Annotated in this window: 14 protein-coding genes and 1 riboswitch; of the genes, 9 read left to right on the forward strand and 5 right to left on the reverse strand. The window is 42.0% G+C overall.

All coding sequences use genetic code 11. The features are described 5' to 3' along the window. Window positions 1–41 precede the first annotated feature (41 nt). A complete protein-coding gene (locus tag MMU05_RS03545; protein ID WP_241140290.1) occupies window positions 42–1,349 on the forward strand; it encodes a hypothetical protein in 1,308 nt (435 codons plus the stop codon). Here MMU05_RS03545 and MMU05_RS03550 read toward each other — a convergent pair. Then, window positions 1,346–1,930, reverse strand: a complete 585-nt coding sequence (locus MMU05_RS03550) for a RidA family protein (protein ID WP_241140291.1) — start codon at window positions 1,928–1,930, stop codon at window positions 1,346–1,348. The two genes, MMU05_RS03545 and MMU05_RS03550, sit on opposite strands and share 4 nt — an antisense overlap. A gap of 149 nt (window positions 1,931–2,079) precedes the next feature. Then, window positions 2,080–2,181, forward strand: a riboswitch (SAM riboswitch). A 58-nt stretch (window positions 2,182–2,239) separates the two neighbouring features. Here MMU05_RS03550 and MMU05_RS03555 point away from each other — a divergent pair. Genes MMU05_RS03555 through MMU05_RS03570 form a run of 4 tightly spaced genes read left to right on the forward strand, consistent with a single transcriptional unit; the run spans window position 2,240 to window position 7,811 of the window. After that, window positions 2,240–3,283 (forward strand): homocysteine S-methyltransferase family protein, encoded by a 1,044-nt coding sequence (locus MMU05_RS03555; protein ID WP_241140292.1) that lies wholly within the window; start codon window positions 2,240–2,242, stop codon window positions 3,281–3,283. Between the two features lie 19 nt (window positions 3,284–3,302). After that, window positions 3,303–5,981, forward strand: coding sequence for a methionine synthase (gene metH, locus MMU05_RS03560; RefSeq protein WP_418884458.1), 2,679 nt, complete (start codon window positions 3,303–3,305; stop codon window positions 5,979–5,981). A 5-nt stretch (window positions 5,982–5,986) separates the two neighbouring features. Then, a complete protein-coding gene (gene metF / locus MMU05_RS03565; RefSeq protein WP_241140294.1) occupies window positions 5,987–6,940 on the forward strand; it encodes a methylenetetrahydrofolate reductase [NAD(P)H] in 954 nt (317 codons plus the stop codon). 22 nt (window positions 6,941–6,962) lie between these two features. After that, on the forward strand, window positions 6,963–7,811 hold the full coding sequence (locus MMU05_RS03570; RefSeq protein WP_241140295.1) for a hydroxymethylglutaryl-CoA lyase: 849 nt from the start codon (window positions 6,963–6,965) through the stop codon (window positions 7,809–7,811). Between the two features lie 52 nt (window positions 7,812–7,863). On the opposite strand, the gene MMU05_RS03575 is transcribed toward MMU05_RS03570, so the two are convergent. After that, a complete protein-coding gene (locus tag MMU05_RS03575) occupies window positions 7,864–8,916 on the reverse strand; it encodes an acyloxyacyl hydrolase (RefSeq protein ID WP_241140296.1) in 1,053 nt (350 codons plus the stop codon). A 337-nt stretch (window positions 8,917–9,253) separates the two neighbouring features. Here MMU05_RS03575 and MMU05_RS03580 point away from each other — a divergent pair, with 337 nt between their 5' ends. After that, window positions 9,254–9,811: a PepSY-associated TM helix domain-containing protein gene (locus MMU05_RS03580; RefSeq protein WP_262917631.1), complete on the forward strand. Its 558-nt coding sequence runs from the start codon at window positions 9,254–9,256 to the stop codon at window positions 9,809–9,811. Between the two features lie 52 nt (window positions 9,812–9,863). After that, window positions 9,864–11,516, forward strand: coding sequence for a Na/Pi cotransporter family protein (locus MMU05_RS03585; protein WP_241140298.1), 1,653 nt, complete (start codon window positions 9,864–9,866; stop codon window positions 11,514–11,516). Between the two features lie 79 nt (window positions 11,517–11,595). On the opposite strand, the gene MMU05_RS03590 is transcribed toward MMU05_RS03585, so the two are convergent. Then, window positions 11,596–12,423, reverse strand: a complete 828-nt coding sequence (locus MMU05_RS03590) for a universal stress protein (protein ID WP_241140299.1) — start codon at window positions 12,421–12,423, stop codon at window positions 11,596–11,598. Between the two features lie 147 nt (window positions 12,424–12,570). Between MMU05_RS03590 and MMU05_RS03595 the strand changes: the two genes are divergently transcribed. Both MMU05_RS03595 and MMU05_RS03600 read left to right on the forward strand, forming a co-directional pair. Then, window positions 12,571–13,335 (forward strand): SDR family NAD(P)-dependent oxidoreductase, encoded by a 765-nt coding sequence (locus tag MMU05_RS03595; RefSeq protein ID WP_241140300.1) that lies wholly within the window; start codon window positions 12,571–12,573, stop codon window positions 13,333–13,335. 115 nt (window positions 13,336–13,450) lie between these two features. After that, window positions 13,451–14,104 carry a Crp/Fnr family transcriptional regulator gene (locus MMU05_RS03600; protein ID WP_241140301.1) on the forward strand — a complete coding sequence of 218 codons (654 nt, stop codon included), beginning with the start codon at window positions 13,451–13,453 and terminating at the stop codon, window positions 14,102–14,104. A 45-nt stretch (window positions 14,105–14,149) separates the two neighbouring features. On the opposite strand, the gene MMU05_RS03605 is transcribed toward MMU05_RS03600, so the two are convergent. Together MMU05_RS03605 and MMU05_RS03610 are read right to left on the reverse strand one after the other, a co-directional pair. Then, window positions 14,150–14,767, reverse strand: a complete 618-nt coding sequence (locus MMU05_RS03605) for a carbonic anhydrase (RefSeq protein ID WP_241140302.1) — start codon at window positions 14,765–14,767, stop codon at window positions 14,150–14,152. After that, window positions 14,767–16,518 carry a SulP family inorganic anion transporter gene (locus MMU05_RS03610; RefSeq protein ID WP_241140303.1) on the reverse strand — a complete coding sequence of 584 codons (1,752 nt, stop codon included), beginning with the start codon at window positions 16,516–16,518 and terminating at the stop codon, window positions 14,767–14,769. Before MMU05_RS03610 ends, MMU05_RS03605 begins: the two co-directional genes overlap by 1 nt. Between the last annotated feature and the right edge of the window lie 91 nt (window positions 16,519–16,609).

The following is a 16,609-nucleotide window of genomic DNA, read 5'->3' on the forward strand; positions in this document are numbered from 1 at the left end:
ATAACCGCTTTCATTATAAATTTGGAGGCAAACAAACTGGTATGAGAGTTTTCTTGGTACTGCTGCTTTCGCTTTCTTTAGGATTTCCTGCTTTTTCCCAGTCCCCGAAGTCCAACAGGACTACCATGTACATGACCTATGGTAAAACTGGCGCAAACCTTCGGGAGTTTAATCAAATGCTTTCCAATAAAGGGCTTTCTCCGATGAGAAATAGCTATTCCAACCTTAGTTTCGGGTATTTGACGAGGTTCAATGATTTTGTCCTAGGATTGGAGCTATTTCAAAACAGTGGTCCAAAATCCAACTTTGATGGATATGCCATTGATTATCACAGTACCAGATTTTATGTGAATGTAGGGTTTGCTTTTACCGAAGAAGGGAATTTTCAATTGATCCATTACATGTCTGTGGGGACAGGATTTCTTAATTTTCAGATGCTGAAGGAAAATCCTGCCCAAAATCTCGAAACCTTTTTTGAAAATCCTGAGCATGGCTTTATTCTTAGAGACGGCAACCTCCATAAAGGATCTTTGAATATGACAGGATTTCTGACGGAAATCGGATTTCAGATGAGCTATGATGTGCCGATTCCCGGCAGAGAAGAGGCGATTGAGCTTATTGCAAGATTTGGGTATTCTTTTAGCCCGTTTGAAGATTCATGGAAACTAAACGCCATCAGGTTTAACAGCACCCAAAGTGGCGCATTTATCCGAATGGGGGCAGGTATTACAATTCCTGACCATAACTTTTTTTATAAAGATGCTGCTATCGGTGGACATTTCGTATATGGATTTCATTTTACCAAACCTGACCAATTCAATGAAGTCCTTGTGGCAAATGGACTTGCTCCATTTAAAGGAAGACCAAATAACATTGGATTGAAGGTTTTGGGAGAAAACAGAGGACTTCTTTATGGACTTGATTTCTACAACCTTGGACTTTCAGGAGAGGCCGATGAATCTAGAAGTCATACCTTAAATAGTCTGCGCATCTATGGAAACGTTGGCCTGAAATTTTTTGAAAGAAGAAATCTGGAATTGGGTGGCACAGGTGGTCTCGGTTATGGAAATATCCGGTACAGTCTCATCAGCAATGAAAAACCTGATTTCCCAAGATTATTTGAAGAGCCCCTTCATGATGCATTTTTGAGAAAAGGAGGCTTGATGGCCAAACCGGAAGTTTTTATAGCTTACGGAATTCCATTATCACCGAACCACACTTCCAAAATCATGTTTGGGATAAATGGGGGATATGAAATTCCTTTGGCCAATTATAAACTACTTGACCTGCCCATGGCAAGCTACATGTCCAATCCGTACTTTCAGTTGAGTGTAGGGATCAAACATTAATTGTCTTCGATCTCCACTATCAATTCAACTTCTACAGCGATGTTCATCGGCAAGGCATTCATACCAACAGCCGATCTTGCATGTTTTCCTTTTTCGCCAAAAACTTCCACCATCAAATCCGAAAACCCATTGATAACCTGTGGCTGTTGGGTGAAATCGGAATTGCAATTCACCATACCCAATACTTTTACTACGCGTTTGACTTTATTCAAATCGCCCAATTCAGCTTTTAGAACAGCAAGTTGGTTAATTGCCACCATACGGGCGGCTTCTTTTCCCTCTTCAATCGTCAGGTCTTGGCCTACTTTTCCGGTAATAAAAGTACCATCAGGAAGTCCCGGGCCTTTTCCCGCAAGGAAAAGGAGGTTACCGCTTCTGACCGCATTGACATAGTTAGCTACCGGCGAACTAGCCTCCGGTAGGACAATTCCCAAGTCTTTGAGTTTTTGTTCGGCATCCCAGATTAACTCCGATGGTTGCTCGGATTGAACTTCCGGGGAATTGCATGAAATTGAAAATAGGGTCAGGAACATGGGAGTCAAGACCAAAACAAATCTGGAGAAAAAGGCTTTGAATTTCATAGGGAAAAGGGATGGAGGTTTGGGATTTTGCTGAATAAAATTTGGAAATGAAAACAGGATTAATTTTTCACATAGGAGAAATATACCTATTCCATCAAAGAATCTCTATAAAAAAATACAAAATCCAAGAATTGCTTTTAAATTTGGACAGCTTATCGAGAAAGACCGAGGGAAAGGCCCTATGACGTCTTGGCAACCTGAATAAACAAGGTGCCAATTCCTATTCCGGAGAAGCCGGAAGAAGATGAGCGGAAAAATAAAGTCTTTTTTCCGGTTCTTGCTCGCATAAGTTTTTGATACTCCATATCCATGAACAGAACCGCGTTATTACTCTCCTTAGCCAAGAAAAAAATTCTTATCCTCGATGGTGCCATGGGCACGATGATTCAGCGTTTTAAGCTGAATGAGGAAGATTTTAGAACACCCGAACTTGCAAATCACCCCAAACCATTGAAGGGTAACAATGACCTACTCTCACTTTCGAGACCGGATGTCATCAAATCCATTCATGCAGCCTACCTTGAAGTTGGGTCAGATATCATCGAGACCAATACCTTTAGCGGCACATCCATAGCCCAAGAGGATTATGGTTTGCAGCATCTTGCCTACGAGATCAATTTCCAATCAGCGAAAATCGCCAGAGAAGTTACTGTTGAATTCACTGCAAAAAACCCTGACAAACCACGGTTCGTGGCAGGGGCACTTGGGCCGACCAATAAAACAGCATCTCTTTCTCCTGATGTCAATGATCCGGGTTACCGGGCCATAACTTTTGACCAATTGTCTGAAGCATACAAAGAACAGGTAAAGGGATTATTGGATGGAGGCTCTGATATTCTATTGGTGGAAACAATTTTTGATACCCTAAATGCAAAAGCCGCTCTTTTCGCCATTCAGGAAGTATTTGAAGAAAGAAATATCCCATTGAATCCTGAAGAAGGTGGCATTCCCATTATGATCTCAGGAACCATTACTGATGCTTCGGGCAGGACACTTTCAGGACAGACGACAGAAGCATTTTTGATTTCAGTTTCCCATGTTCCGCTTTTCAGTGTGGGGTTGAATTGTGCACTTGGTGCCAAGGAGCTCAGACCTTATCTAAAAGTAATGGCAGACAACGCGCCATTTTTGGTTTCTGCTTATCCCAATGCCGGTTTGCCAAATGAATTTGGCCAATATGATCAGGGAGCAAATGAAATGGCGGGTCAGATCGAGGAGTTTTTGAAAGAAGGGTATGTCAATATTTTGGGAGGATGCTGCGGAACGACACCCGAACATATTGCTGCCATAGCCAAAGCGGCTGAAAAATACGCCCCACGTAAGATTGAAATTGTCACAGCAGAAAATGAGTAAAATCCAAAAATATAATGCCATGAAATTGTCAGGACTGGAACCCTTGGTTTTCACTCCTGAAATCAATTTTGTCAATGTCGGTGAAAGAACAAATATCACCGGGTCAAAGAAATTTGCCAGACTGATTCTCAACGGCCAATATGATGAAGCCCTAACAATTGCTTTGGATCAAGTCAGAGGCGGCGCCCAAGTACTGGACGTCTGCATGGATGAAGGCATGCTTGACGGTGTGGTGGCAATGAAAAAGTTTCTTAACCTGATTGCTTCCGAACCGGAAATCAGCAGGATACCGATCATGATCGACAGTTCACGTTGGGAGATAATCCTTGCCGGACTCAAATGCATACAGGGAAAAGGAATTGTCAATTCGATCAGTTTAAAGAATGGCGAAACCGAATTTATCAATCAGGCCAAGACCATCAAAAAATTTGGTGCGGCGGTGGTGGTAATGGCTTTTGATGAAAAAGGTCAGGCTGATACTTATCAGCGCCGGATAGATATTTGCAAGAGGAGCTATGATATTTTGGTCAATATTGTCAGATTCAACCCTCAGGACATCATTTTTGATCCGAATATCTTTCCTGTTGCAACCGGAATGGACGAGCATCGGAAAAACGCCCTTGACTTTTTTCATGCTACCCAATGGATCAAACAAAACCTTCCGGGAGCCAAAGTCAGTGGCGGTGTAAGCAATGTGAGTTTTTCTTTCAGAGGCAATGATCCTGTGAGGGAAGCCATGCACGCCGCTTTCCTCTACCACGCCATCCGTCACGGGATGGATATGGGGATTGTGAATCCAACCATGCTTGAGGTCTATGACGATATTCCAAAAGATTTGCTCCAAAGAGTGGAGGATGTCCTTTTTGATAGGACGGAAGATGCTACCGAGCAATTGCTTGCTTTTGCAGAAACCGTAAAAGCTTCCGGAAAGAAAGAAATTGTCAATGAAGCCTGGAGGGAATTTCCTGTTGAAAAAAGGATAGAGCATGCATTGGTCAAAGGCATTATTGACTTTGTCATTGAAGATACTGAAGAGGCTAGGTTGAAATACCAAAACCCACTCAAAGTCATCGAAGGGCCTCTGATGGACGGGATGAATGTGGTCGGGGATTTATTTGGTGAGGGCAAAATGTTCCTTCCCCAAGTAGTGAAATCTGCGAGGGTGATGAAAAAAGCCGTTGCTTATTTGGAGCCATTTATGCCCAAAATCGGGGATTTGGATTACAATGCCGAGCAAAGCAGCATCAAAAAAATCCTCTTGGCTACTGTCAAAGGGGACGTCCACGATATCGGAAAAAACATTGTCGGGGTGGTTTTGGCTTGCAACAGCTATCAGATCATCGACCTTGGCGTGATGGTAGATGCCCAAAAAATAATCGATGAAGCCATCAAAAACAAAGTGGATATTATCGGATTGAGCGGTCTGATTACACCTTCCCTTGACGAAATGGTTTACGTCGCTTCCGAAATGGAGCGTCAGGGAATGCAGATACCATTGTTGATCGGTGGAGCTACGACTTCAAGAATCCACACTGCAGTAAAAATTGATCCGGTCTACAGCGGGATTGTCATCCATGTGACTGACGCTTCCAAGTCGGTTCCGATAGCAGGAGAATCCATCAATGAGGAGACAAAGACGGCTTATCACAAACAGATCAAGGAAACCTACAGGCAGTTGCGGGTTGAGCATGAGGCAAAGCAACAGGTGAAACAGCTTGTTACTTTTGAGGAAGCCAAAGCCAATCCTGTGTATATCGACTGGGAGCATTATGAACCTGAGGTTCCGGCAAAATTGGGAGAAACCATTTTCCATGATCTTGATTTGTCAGTTTTGAGAAAATACATTGATTGGACGCCGTTTTTCAGCACTTGGATGCTGACAGGAAGGTATCCCAAAATCTTTGAGGATGAGGTAGTGGGAAAAGAGGCGAAAAAATTATTTGATGAAGCCAACGAGATGCTCGATCAGGTGATTGCTGAAAAATGGCTTCAGGCCAAAGCAGTAGTGAATTTGTTTCCTGTAAAGAGAAATGGGGAAGATGTAGCTGTTCTCTCCCAAGGAGTTGAGACCGGCTTCAACTTCCATTTCCTTCGTCAGCAGGGCAAAAAGGGGAAAGGTGTTCCTAACAGGTCTTTGGTGGATTATATCCATCCTACCAAGACAGATTATATGGGTGGATTTGCGGTGACTGCAGGTTGGGGAATTGAATCCAAACTGGAGGAATTCCAAAAAAGCCACGATGATTACCATGACATCATGCTCAAGGCGTTGGCAGACCGGCTTGCAGAAGCAGGTGCTGAGTATCTGCATGAACTCGTCCGAAAAGAGCTTTGGGGCTATGCCAAGTCAGAAATATTGGAAAACGAAGCATTGATCAAGGAAGAATATCAAGGAATCCGACCGGCACCGGGATATCCGGCTTGTCCTGAACATTCCGAAAAAAGAACGCTTTTCGATATGATGCAAATTGAAAAAAGTATCGGAATCACGCTGACGGATAGCTTTGCTATGTACCCGACATCTTCAGTTAGCGGATTTTATTTCGGACATCCCGAAAGCAAGTATTTTGGTCTAGGTAAAATAGGGGAGGACCAAGTTGTGGATTATGCCAAACGAAAAGGAGTCAGTAAGGCGCAGGCAGAAAGATGGTTATCGCCAAACTTAGCTTACTCACCAATGTTACAAGTACAAGAATAGAAGATATGAAAATCACTGAACATATAGAACAGGCAAAAAAAACCCTGTTTTCTTTTGAAATATTACCCCCATTGAAAGGGCAGAGTCTCAATGAACTTTGTATCGGGATTGAACCTTTGATGGAATTCAAGCCACCTTTTGTGGATGTCACCTACCATAGGGAAGAATTTATTTATAAAAAGCATCCCAATGGGCTTTTGGAAAAAGTGAGTACCAAAAAGCGTCCGGGTACAGTCGGGATTTGCGCAGCCTTGATGAATAGGTTCAGAGTAGATGCCGTTCCGCACTTGCTTTGTGGAGGGTTTACCAAAGAAGAAACTGAAAACGCACTCATTGATCTCAATTTTATTGGTGTTCAGAATGTGTTGGCCCTGAGAGGTGATGCCCCAAAAAATGAGGGAACATTCAAGCCTGAACCCAATGGACATGAATTTACCAAAGATCTGGTTAAGCAGATCGTGGGGATGAACCATGGGCGGTATTTGCATGAGGAGACAGAGACCGGTTTCCATACTGATTTTTGTGTAGGAGTAGGAGGGTATCCTGAAAAGCACTTTGAGGCTCCAAATATGAAATTTGACCTGAAGCATCTGAAGGAAAAAATAGATTCCGGTGCCGAATATATTGTTACCCAAATGTTTTTTGACAACCAAAAATATTTTGATTTTGTGAAGAATGTGAGGGCCTTGGGAATCACTGTTCCTATCATTCCGGGGTTGAAGCCCATCACCACTCTGGGTCAGATCGGCATGTTGCCAAGGACTTTTTTCCTTGATATGCCTGATGCTTTGATGGATGAGCTCGAAAAGTGCAAAACGAATGCTGAAGTCAAAGAAGTAGGCATTGAATGGGCTATTCAGCAAAGCAAAGAATTGGTTGCTAACGGGGTTCAGGTATTGCATTATTATACCATGAGTAAAGCTGACGCCACTTATAAAATAGCCAAAGAAGTCTTTTAATGGATTTTGTTACATTAGTAGCATGATCAAATTGGTGGAATGTCCCCGGGATGCCATGCAGGGCAGGGCCGAATTCATAGATACTTCAATAAAGGCTGCCTACATCAACCAACTCCTTCAGGTCGGTTTTGACACCATTGACTTTGGAAGCTTTGTCAGCCCCAAAGCTATACCCCAAATGAGGGATACGGCAGATGTTTTGGAGCAATTAGACCTTTTTGGGACCAAATCCAAACTTCTTGCTATTGTGGCAAATGTCCGCGGTGCTGAAGACGCTTCTCATTTCGAAGAAATAGATTACTTGGGTTTTCCCCTTTCCCTTTCAGAAACTTTCCAACAGCGCAATACCAACAAGTCAATTGCTGAAGCTTTGGAGGCGATAGAAGAAATCCAAAACCTCTGTGAGACCAAAGGCAAAACCTTGGTCACCTACCTCAGTATGGGTTTTGGAAATCCTTACGGCGATGCTTACTCCCCTGATCTGGTAGCAGAATTTGTCAGGAATTTGGATCAAATGGGTATCAAAATCATCTCTTTTGCCGATACTGTAGGTACTGCCCAACCCGACTTGATCTCAGAATTGTACTCCGTGAGTTCTAATTCCTATCCAAAAATTGAGTTTGGCATGCATTTACACACCCATCCCGAACAGCTTTCATCCAAAATCACAGCGGCATTGAAAGCCGGATGTTTACGGTTTGACAGTGCGGTATTGGGATTTGGAGGATGTCCCATGGCTAATGATGACCTTGTAGGTAATGTGGCCACAGAATCCTTGATCCGGATTTTGGAACAGGAAGGGTATGAATTGGACCTCAATAGGATGGAATTCGATGAGGCGGTGAAACTTGCCAAGGTAGTGTTTCATTGAATTGACTTCGGAGATTATATCCCTTGTTCTTTTATTCTAAAGAAAAAGTTTTTTAAAAAATCCAACCTATTCTGAAATCCATAAACTCAGCGACATGCCCATGGGCTTTGAGTCCTGCGCCAATCCGGATGTTTTCTCCCATCAGGTAATTCAATGTATACCGCTGGTAAAACTCCCGGTCCTCTTGATAACCCATTGGTCTGGACAGGTACTTGACCATGCGCTGACTGAAATCAAATTTTCCAAATAGGAAATGATTCTCCAAAAAGATTCCAGGAATCACAGCTTCTTTTCGGCTTTCTTGGATTGGCAGTGAAAAGTCCTTAGCGATCTCAATTCCTCCTCCCAAGCCTATTATTCCGGTAAATTTACGGTAAGTACCTCCAGCAAGGGTAAAGTTTGGTTGACGGGTTCCATTATCGGAGTCCCGTGTATTGAATCCCAAGTCTGCATAAAATGACCATTTGTTAGGGAGAGGGTTTTTTTCATAGCTTGGTAAATCGGTTTTTCGGGTGTAATGAACAACTCCCAATCCCAGCATAGGATAGTTCATCCCCCGATTGGGCTGACTTTGTCCCCCATTGGAAATGTGGTTGTATGAAAATGAAGCCTGCAATTCCCATTGATGGCTAAGTTCAAAGGAAAGTTTTGGCGCAACAAAAATTAAAAAACTGATCGGAGCACTAAAGAAGGTATTCCTTGGATTTTCGATAGGGTCATAAATCCGGGTAAGGTAACTTACACCCATTCCTGTAGAAAGACTCGCCGACCACCTGTCAGTTCTGAAAAGGTATGGTTCAAAATTCCCTGAAAGGTTCCAGGCCTGCCCCAACTCATTGGGATTTTGAAAATCTACGACTGATAGATTCAGCCCCAAATAATGGAAGCAATTGCAGGCTTCCCAGTTTTTGCGGGTTGTTTTCATCCATTGGGAAGATAGATTTAGTGAAATGGGTCGGCTGGAAGCCAGATCCTGGAGTTCAGGATTATGGGCAATTATCCATCCATATTGACTTTCCAGCCCGATCTTGTGAGAGCTGACCTGCGCTTCTGCATTTACAGTCAAAAAACTGAGAATAAGAAAAATAAAGACAGCCTTTTTCAAAATTTTCTTTTTTTGATTTCTACGAAAATGAAACAATGAGGGTGGACCGTGAATAGCTTTTTTTTATTCTTGTAACGATAAACTTTTCTGGTTGAAAATTTACCTAAAGAATTTTGAATAGGGTGAATTTTCTACGAAAAGGTTTATTTCTTAGTGTTTTGAAGTAAACAATATCGGAAGAATAATCGCAGAATTTTGAGTTCTAACTGATATTCAAATTTCAATAATTTTCTAGAAACTGTGTTTCGTCTTTTCTATAAGAAGACCGCCTGAAAAAAAATAAAACACATCTGCCTCGATTTTAATTATTTTCGCCGATCGTTATGGAGTATTTCTTATGATTTCCAAAAAAGCCCATCAAACCCGTATCCACAGGCGAATACATAAATGGATTAGTATAGTCTTTGTGTTTTTCCTTGTGGTCATTGGCATTACGGCAATTCTTTTGGCTTGGAAAAAAGAATTGGGTCTCATCCCCAAAACCCAAACCACTAAAGTTGAGAGTCCTTCCAATTGGATTCCATTGGAGAGAATGATGGAGATCGGGCAAACATTTGCAAGAGACAGCCTACAAAAAAGTGACCTGATCGACAGGATAGATGTCAGACCCGAAAAGGGAATCGCCAAAATTGTCTTCAAAAGGCATTTTACCGAAATTCAGGTAGATGGCTATTCGGGAGAGATACTTTCAGTCAGCCAAAGAAACTCGGACTTGGTTGAAAAAATCCATGACGGAAGCATTTTTGATTTTTTGATGGTATCCGATTCCGAAATTTCCAAAATCACCTACAGCACCTTGACTTCAGTTGTCTTGCTTTTGCTTTGTTTTACAGGTTTTTTTCTATGGTATTTGCCTAAAATGATAAAGAAATTAAAAAGTCGGAAGGCCACTTAAATCATTCTAATTGTCACCATTGCTTTCTATATTTGGTATAGGCTGAAAGGTTATGGATCAAATAGACTTTGACTTTTGGAAATTTTTTGCAGGCATTGGAATATTCCTTTGGGGAATTTTTCAACTTGAAAATGCTATCAAAGAGCTCGGGGGAAATTCTTTTAGGCAGTTACTGCACCGGTTTACAGATGCGCCTTGGAAAGGGATTTTGATTGGAACTCTCGTGACGGCATTGTTACAAAGCAGTTCATTGGTGACTTTGATGGTTTTGGCATTTTTGGGGGCAGGTGTATTAAATCTGAAAAATGCGCTTGGCGTTGTGTTGGGTGCCAATCTAGGAACCACCGCCACTGCTTGGATCGTGGCCACCTTGGGTTTTAAATTGAGTGTAGAAGCTTTTTCATTTCCGTTTTTAGGAATTGGAAGTTTAATGTTCCTTTTCTTCAAAGACAGGCCTTACCTTAAGAATTTTGGTGCCATATCAATAGGGTTTGGTTTATTGTTTTTGGGGTTAGACTTTATGAAAACCTCCATCGAAGAAATCGCCGATGGGATGGATATGGAGAAGTTTCAAGGTTATGGCTCCTGGTTTTACTTGATTGCAGGTTTGGTGATAACGGCTGTTATGCAGTCGAGTTCAGCCGCTATAGTAATCGTGCTGAGCACCATGAATGCCGGCATGATCGGTCTGACCGAGGGTGCTGCGATGGTCATAGGTGCCAATATCGGAACTACTGTTACCCTCGGGATTGGATCTTTGGGGGGTACGGCAGATAAAAAACGTTTGGCTTTCGCCCATTTTTTATTCAATGTAGTCACAGGTTTATTAATATTTCTATTTTTGGATTGGGTGATTGATTTTACAATGAAGGTTTTTGAAATCCATGATCCCCTGATGGAATTGGTTCTTTTCAACACTTTCCTCAATGCTGTAGGAATTATTTTGTTCTACCCTTTCATCACCCAATTGGAAAGAGTACTCAAAATGCTCTTTAAAAAAGATGAACCGCAGGGATTATCCAAGTTCATCAAAAACGTGAGCCCGAAACTTCCCTCCGTGGCTTTGGAAGCATTGGAAAAAGAAATATTGCTGGCCTATGATTCCACGGTGAATTTTATCATGAATGTCTTGGAAAACGGAGAATTGGAGGAAAACAACAAGTCCATCTGGCGGAAAATTCTTTATCAACCTGTGAATCTGCTTGAAGAATATGGCCGGATCAAAAAACTTGAAGATGAGATTACCAAATACCACATCTTCCTTCAGGAAGAATTTCTCAATGAAAAGGAAGCCCAAAAACTCACTTCACTGATGCTTTCTCTCAGAACAATGGTATTTGCTGCCAAAGACATCAAGGATGTCATGCATAATATCAGGGACATGGAAGGGGAAGAAGATCGGCTTGTAGTGGACCTTCACGGTGCAATCAAGACTTATGTTACGGCTTTCCTTGAAAAAATGGATGAGTATAAAGCATTGGAAGTAATCCCCGAAAAGGAACCCGATTGGATCAATGAAAATGCAAAGCAGTACAAAATTTGGATTTCTGAATTATACGAGGATCTGAAGTCCAATAATCTCGAATTCCCGATTTCTACACTTACCAATGTCATCAAACAGGTGATTTCCAGCATGGACAACTTAGGTAGTTCGGTGATTCATTGGAAGCACCAAAAGAAAGAAGTCATTGATGTCATGCCCTGATTGCATAAAAAAAAAAAACCTTTGAAAGGTTGTTTCAAAGGTTTGAGGCAAGGAAGTAAAAGGTGGTGGTCCGGTATTGTTATTCGATTTTGACGCTCAATACCGCAATATCAGATTTGTAAAGAACAGTATCGGTCACTCCTACCTGATAGGTTGCCATTCCTTTCCGATTTCCGGAGGCAATACCGATAAAACCGATGTTTCTGCTTTTGGCAAATTCCACAATCCCGTTTTCAGGTTCATGGTGGCAATACATATGCTTATGGATGACAAGGTCTTCAAATCCTTTGGAATAGGCATCCATCCTCGATTCTGCAATCTCAGAATTGACAAAATGGCTTGGGGTATTTACAAACAGGAAATGGACAGAAGTCTGAAAATCTTTTAAAACCGCTTTCATTTTGGTAAATGCAGGCCTGGAATCTTCATTGAACATCGAGGCAAAGACCATCTTTCTAAGGTCATTTCCTGTGAGTGTTTTTTTGACGGCCATTACAGGACATTCTGCATTTCTCAATACATGCTGTACGGTTGAACCGATAAATTTCCCCTCCTGAAAACCCGCACCATAGGTTCCAATTACAATCAGGTTTGCCTTGTGTTTTTTGGCTACCTCCAAAATAACATGTTGGGGTACGCCTATTTCAACCACAGATTCGACGGGAACTCCATGCAGTTTGTGTTCCAATACAAATGCTTTCAATTTATCTTTTGCCTCTGCTTCCAGATCTAGGATTTCTGTGTTCTTTGCTTTCTGTTCATTGGAAAGGTTGGGCCAATCTAATAACGAACTGACAACGTTGACACAAGTGATGCTGCTATTGGCTTTTTGGGCAATTTTGAGCGCACTCAAAAAGGCAAAATCAGAATAGGAGGAAAAGTCGATGGGTACGATTATTCTTTTCATGGTTATCGGATTTTTTGGTTGCTAATAGCCATAAAGGTGTGGAATTAATAGAAAAAATTCTATGATCAAAATCATGTATGAATCTGATTATATTCCTATTTAAGTAATTGTCTATGAGATAGATTTGGCAAAACAACACCAAAAACCATGAAACCAATGCACAATAAATCCATCATTATTACCGGGGGTGCCGGTGGTATCGGTTTAGCTACAGCACAGATGTTTCTTAACGAAGGAGGCAAGGACGTGCTGTTGGTAGATAAAAACCAAAAGGCCTTGGATGAGGCAAAAAGGGAATTAAATAATTCCGCGGTTCATTGCTTTGTCGCTGATATAAGTGTGCCCGCTGAGGTGAAAGCCTATACGGATAAGGCGATGGAATTATTTGGTAAACTTGATGTGGTATTTCTAAATGCCGGCTATGAAGGGGTGGTCAAGCCACTCAGCGAATATCCGGAAGATATCTTTGATAAAGTTATGGATATCAATGTCAAAGGTGTTTGGCTTGGGCTGAAGTATGCATTCCCCTACATGCAAAAATCCGGAGGCTCAATAATCATCACCTGCTCCGTGGCTGGCCTCACAGGAACAGCGAATATGGTGGCATATACTACTAGCAAGCATGCAATTATCGGTACTATGAGGGTAGCAGCTTTGGAAGGGGCACCTTATAAAATAAGAGTCAATACTGTCCATCCGGGACCTGTGGACAACAGGATGATGCGCTCTTTGGAAGAGGGCTTTGCACCCGGCGCCGGAGCGGAAGTCAAAAAAGGTTTTGAAAGTCAGATTCCATTGGGAAGGTATGCGACCAATGAAGACATTGCTTCCATGGTCACTTTCCTTGCATCAGACAAAAGCAAATATATCACAGGTGCTATGCATGTAGTGGATGGCGGATTCAACATTTAAATTCATAGGGTTAAAAAGGTTAAAAAGGGCTGAGGTATAACTTCAGCCTTTTTTTTTGTGATAGTTGTCACTAAATTGCTCCTATGACAAGGATATTTTTGACCAAATTTTGACTATGGAATTAGAAGAATTAAAACAAAAGTTACCCAATATAACTGATCCTGCACTTCTAAAAGCACTTTTGGACAATGGGAAAGAGTTGGTTTTTCAGCCCGGGAAAGTAATTACCGAACCGGGTCAGTTTGTGAAAATGGTACCCATTGTATTGGAAGGATCCATCAAAATCATGAGAATGGATGAGGATGGCAAAGAATTGTTTTTGTACTACCTCGAACCCGGTGAAACTTGCGCCTTGTCCTTGACCTGCTGCTCTTCCTCCCGGCCAAGCGAGATAAAGGCGGTTACCGAAGAGAAAACAGTGATTTTGGCTGTTCCTGTCGAAAAGCATGAAGAATGGTCTGACCATTTCAAACAGTGGAAAGATTTTGTAGCGATGACTTATCAATCGAGATTCCATGAAATGCTCGTAGCCTTGGATGCGGTGGCCTTCAAAAGAATGGATGAAAGATTGATGCGGTACATCCTTACCAAAATGAAGCAGCACAAATCCAATGAATTGCATACCACCCATCAGGAAATCGCAAATGAGCTTGGAACCTCGAGAGAAGTGATATCAAGATTGCTAAAGCAACTTGAAAAGAAAAAATGGATCGAACTCGGTAGAAATATCATCTACGTGAGGGACGATTTTGAGGAATTGATCAGCTGAGAATGATATAGTAAATAAAAAACCGGGGAAACCCGGTTTTTTATTTTATGTGACGCTTGGAATGATGTTGTATTTCTTTTTGAGGTCGAGGACCAGTCCGGTATTGAAATCAAACACCCATGCATAAAGATTCAATTTGATCCCCGATTTTATAGCTTGCTTGTATATCGAAGTCTGTTTGATATTTTCGATCTGTTCCAACACGTTCAATTCGACAAGCCTATTGAGTCTTTGATTTTCATCTTCAATGGTGTTCAGTTCCCTTTTGTGGTGTCTGATCACGTCTTTGATATTTGCCAGCCAATTGTCTATCAATCCATTTGTATTGTTTTCATAAGCCGCTTTGACTCCTCCGCAGCCATAATGGCCATAGACAATAATCTCCCTGACCCCAAGATTTTCTACTGCATATTGCATCACTGAAAGAAAATTGAGGTCTGTGTGGGATACCACATTGGCAATGTTGCGGTGTACAAACAGTTCGCCAAGTTCTGAACCCAAAACCATTGAAGGTGATACCCTGCTATCCGAACATCCCAGAAGAAGTGCTTTGGGCTGTTGGCCTTCTTTCAGGTCATCAAAATATTCCTTGTTTTGGGACAACACAGATTTGACCCAATTTTGGTTATTTTCCAAATAGTGATTGATATCTGTTGCGCACATTATTTTGGATTGGTTTGGGTCGCGTAGGATGAATATTTTTCCAATGTTTCCTCCGTAATGGCATGGTCAAAGGCAGACAGGGCGGTATTGTCATCTAAGAAAATATGGTCTGAACCGACACTTTCCAATAATGCCCATCTGTTCAGCACATCCCTTACAGGACCTTTGATACTGGTCATGGAAATGTCCATGCCTGATTTTCGCCAGGTACTGATCCACTCGGTGAGTTCGTGTGCACCCGTACTGTCTATGTTGCTGACGCTTTCCATGTTGAAAACCAGCATTTTCACTTTCTTTCCTTTTTCAGAAATCCAGAGATCCAGTTTGTCTTTGATAAATTCCACATTGGCAAAATAAATGGGTCCATCAATCCTCACCATCAAAAGGTCGTCTCTTACCTCAAGGTTTTTGAACCTTGTAATGTTTCTGAAGGTATTTGTTCCGGGAACTCTTCCAAGTTGGGCAATATGTGGCCTGGAAGCCCTGTAAATGACAACCAATAGCGATAAGACCATCCCTGAAATAATTCCGGTTTCGATCCCCAAGGTCAGCGTGATGACAAAGGTAGCGACCAACATGGCGAAATCTGCCTTGTCCTTGTGCCACAAATGCACCGGTTCCTTGAAATCAATCAGTCCTGAAACTGCCACCAATACTACTGCGGCAAGGATGGCACTTGGAAGATTGTAGAATAAGCCTGTGAAAAACAACAGCGTTAGCACGATCAAAATGGCACTGAAAATAGAGGCCATTGTTGTTTTGGCACCCGCATCGTTGTTTACTGCAGTTCTGGAGAAACCTCCTGTAACTGGATATCCCTGAAAAAAGGCAGCACCAAAATTAGCCATTCCCAATGCGGTCAATTCCTGATTGGCATTCAGCCTGTAGTTTTTATGTTTTGCCTGTATGGTTTTTGCTACTGCAAAAGATTCTGCAAAACCCACAAGAGAGATGGTCAGTGCTATTGGTAGCAATGTTTTCCAGGTAGCTAAGTCAAAAGAAGGGGAGGAAAGTGAAGGTAATCCGCTTGGGACATCACCCACAATTTTGACACCCTGACTTGTGAGGTCAAAACCCGAAACCAAGGCAATCCCAACGATCACAGCCACCAAAGGTGCAGGAAAGCTTTTATGTAATTTCTTCCCGTATTTGATAATGATAATGCCGACTACGCCGATTCCAAAGGTAATCCAATGGATATCTCCGATATTTTGGAAGATGGCAACGATCATTTCCTGAATGTGTTCTGAGTTGGGAAGGTTGATCCTGAACAAGTGCTTGATCTGACTCAATCCAATAATGATGGCTGCGGCAGAGGTAAATCCGCTGATGACAGGGTGGGAGAGGAAATTGACCACAAAACCCAATTTAAATAACCCCATTCCAAACTGAATCAACCCTACCAAAAACGCCAAAGAAAGCGCATAGAGAAGGTATTGTTCCGGAGAGGAGGCGTTGAGTGTAGCAATCCCGGCTGCAGTCAAGAGGGAAACCATTGCCACCGGACCGACAGCCAATTGCCTTGAGGTTCCAAAGATGGCGTATAAGATCAAGGGAACAGTGACTGCGTAGAGACCATGAATCGGTTCTAATCCGGCAAGCATGGCATAAGCCATTCCCTGTGGGATCAACATAATGCCCACCGTCAGACCTGCTGAGAGGTCACCCTGAAGGTCTGTTTTTTGGTATTTGGGTAACCATTCCAAGATAGGGACGTACCCTTTTATACTTTGGAAGAAATTATTTTTCATAGCTGAAATTCTATTCTCAAGTTAGCAAAAATCAAGGATATGTATTTTTTACCTTGAAATCATTCCCAAAATTCATAAAAAAAGGCCTTGC

The sequence above is a fragment of the Cognataquiflexum rubidum genome, from assembly GCF_022538115.1.
Classification (GTDB): domain Bacteria; phylum Bacteroidota; class Bacteroidia; order Cytophagales; family Cyclobacteriaceae; genus Cognataquiflexum; species Cognataquiflexum rubidum.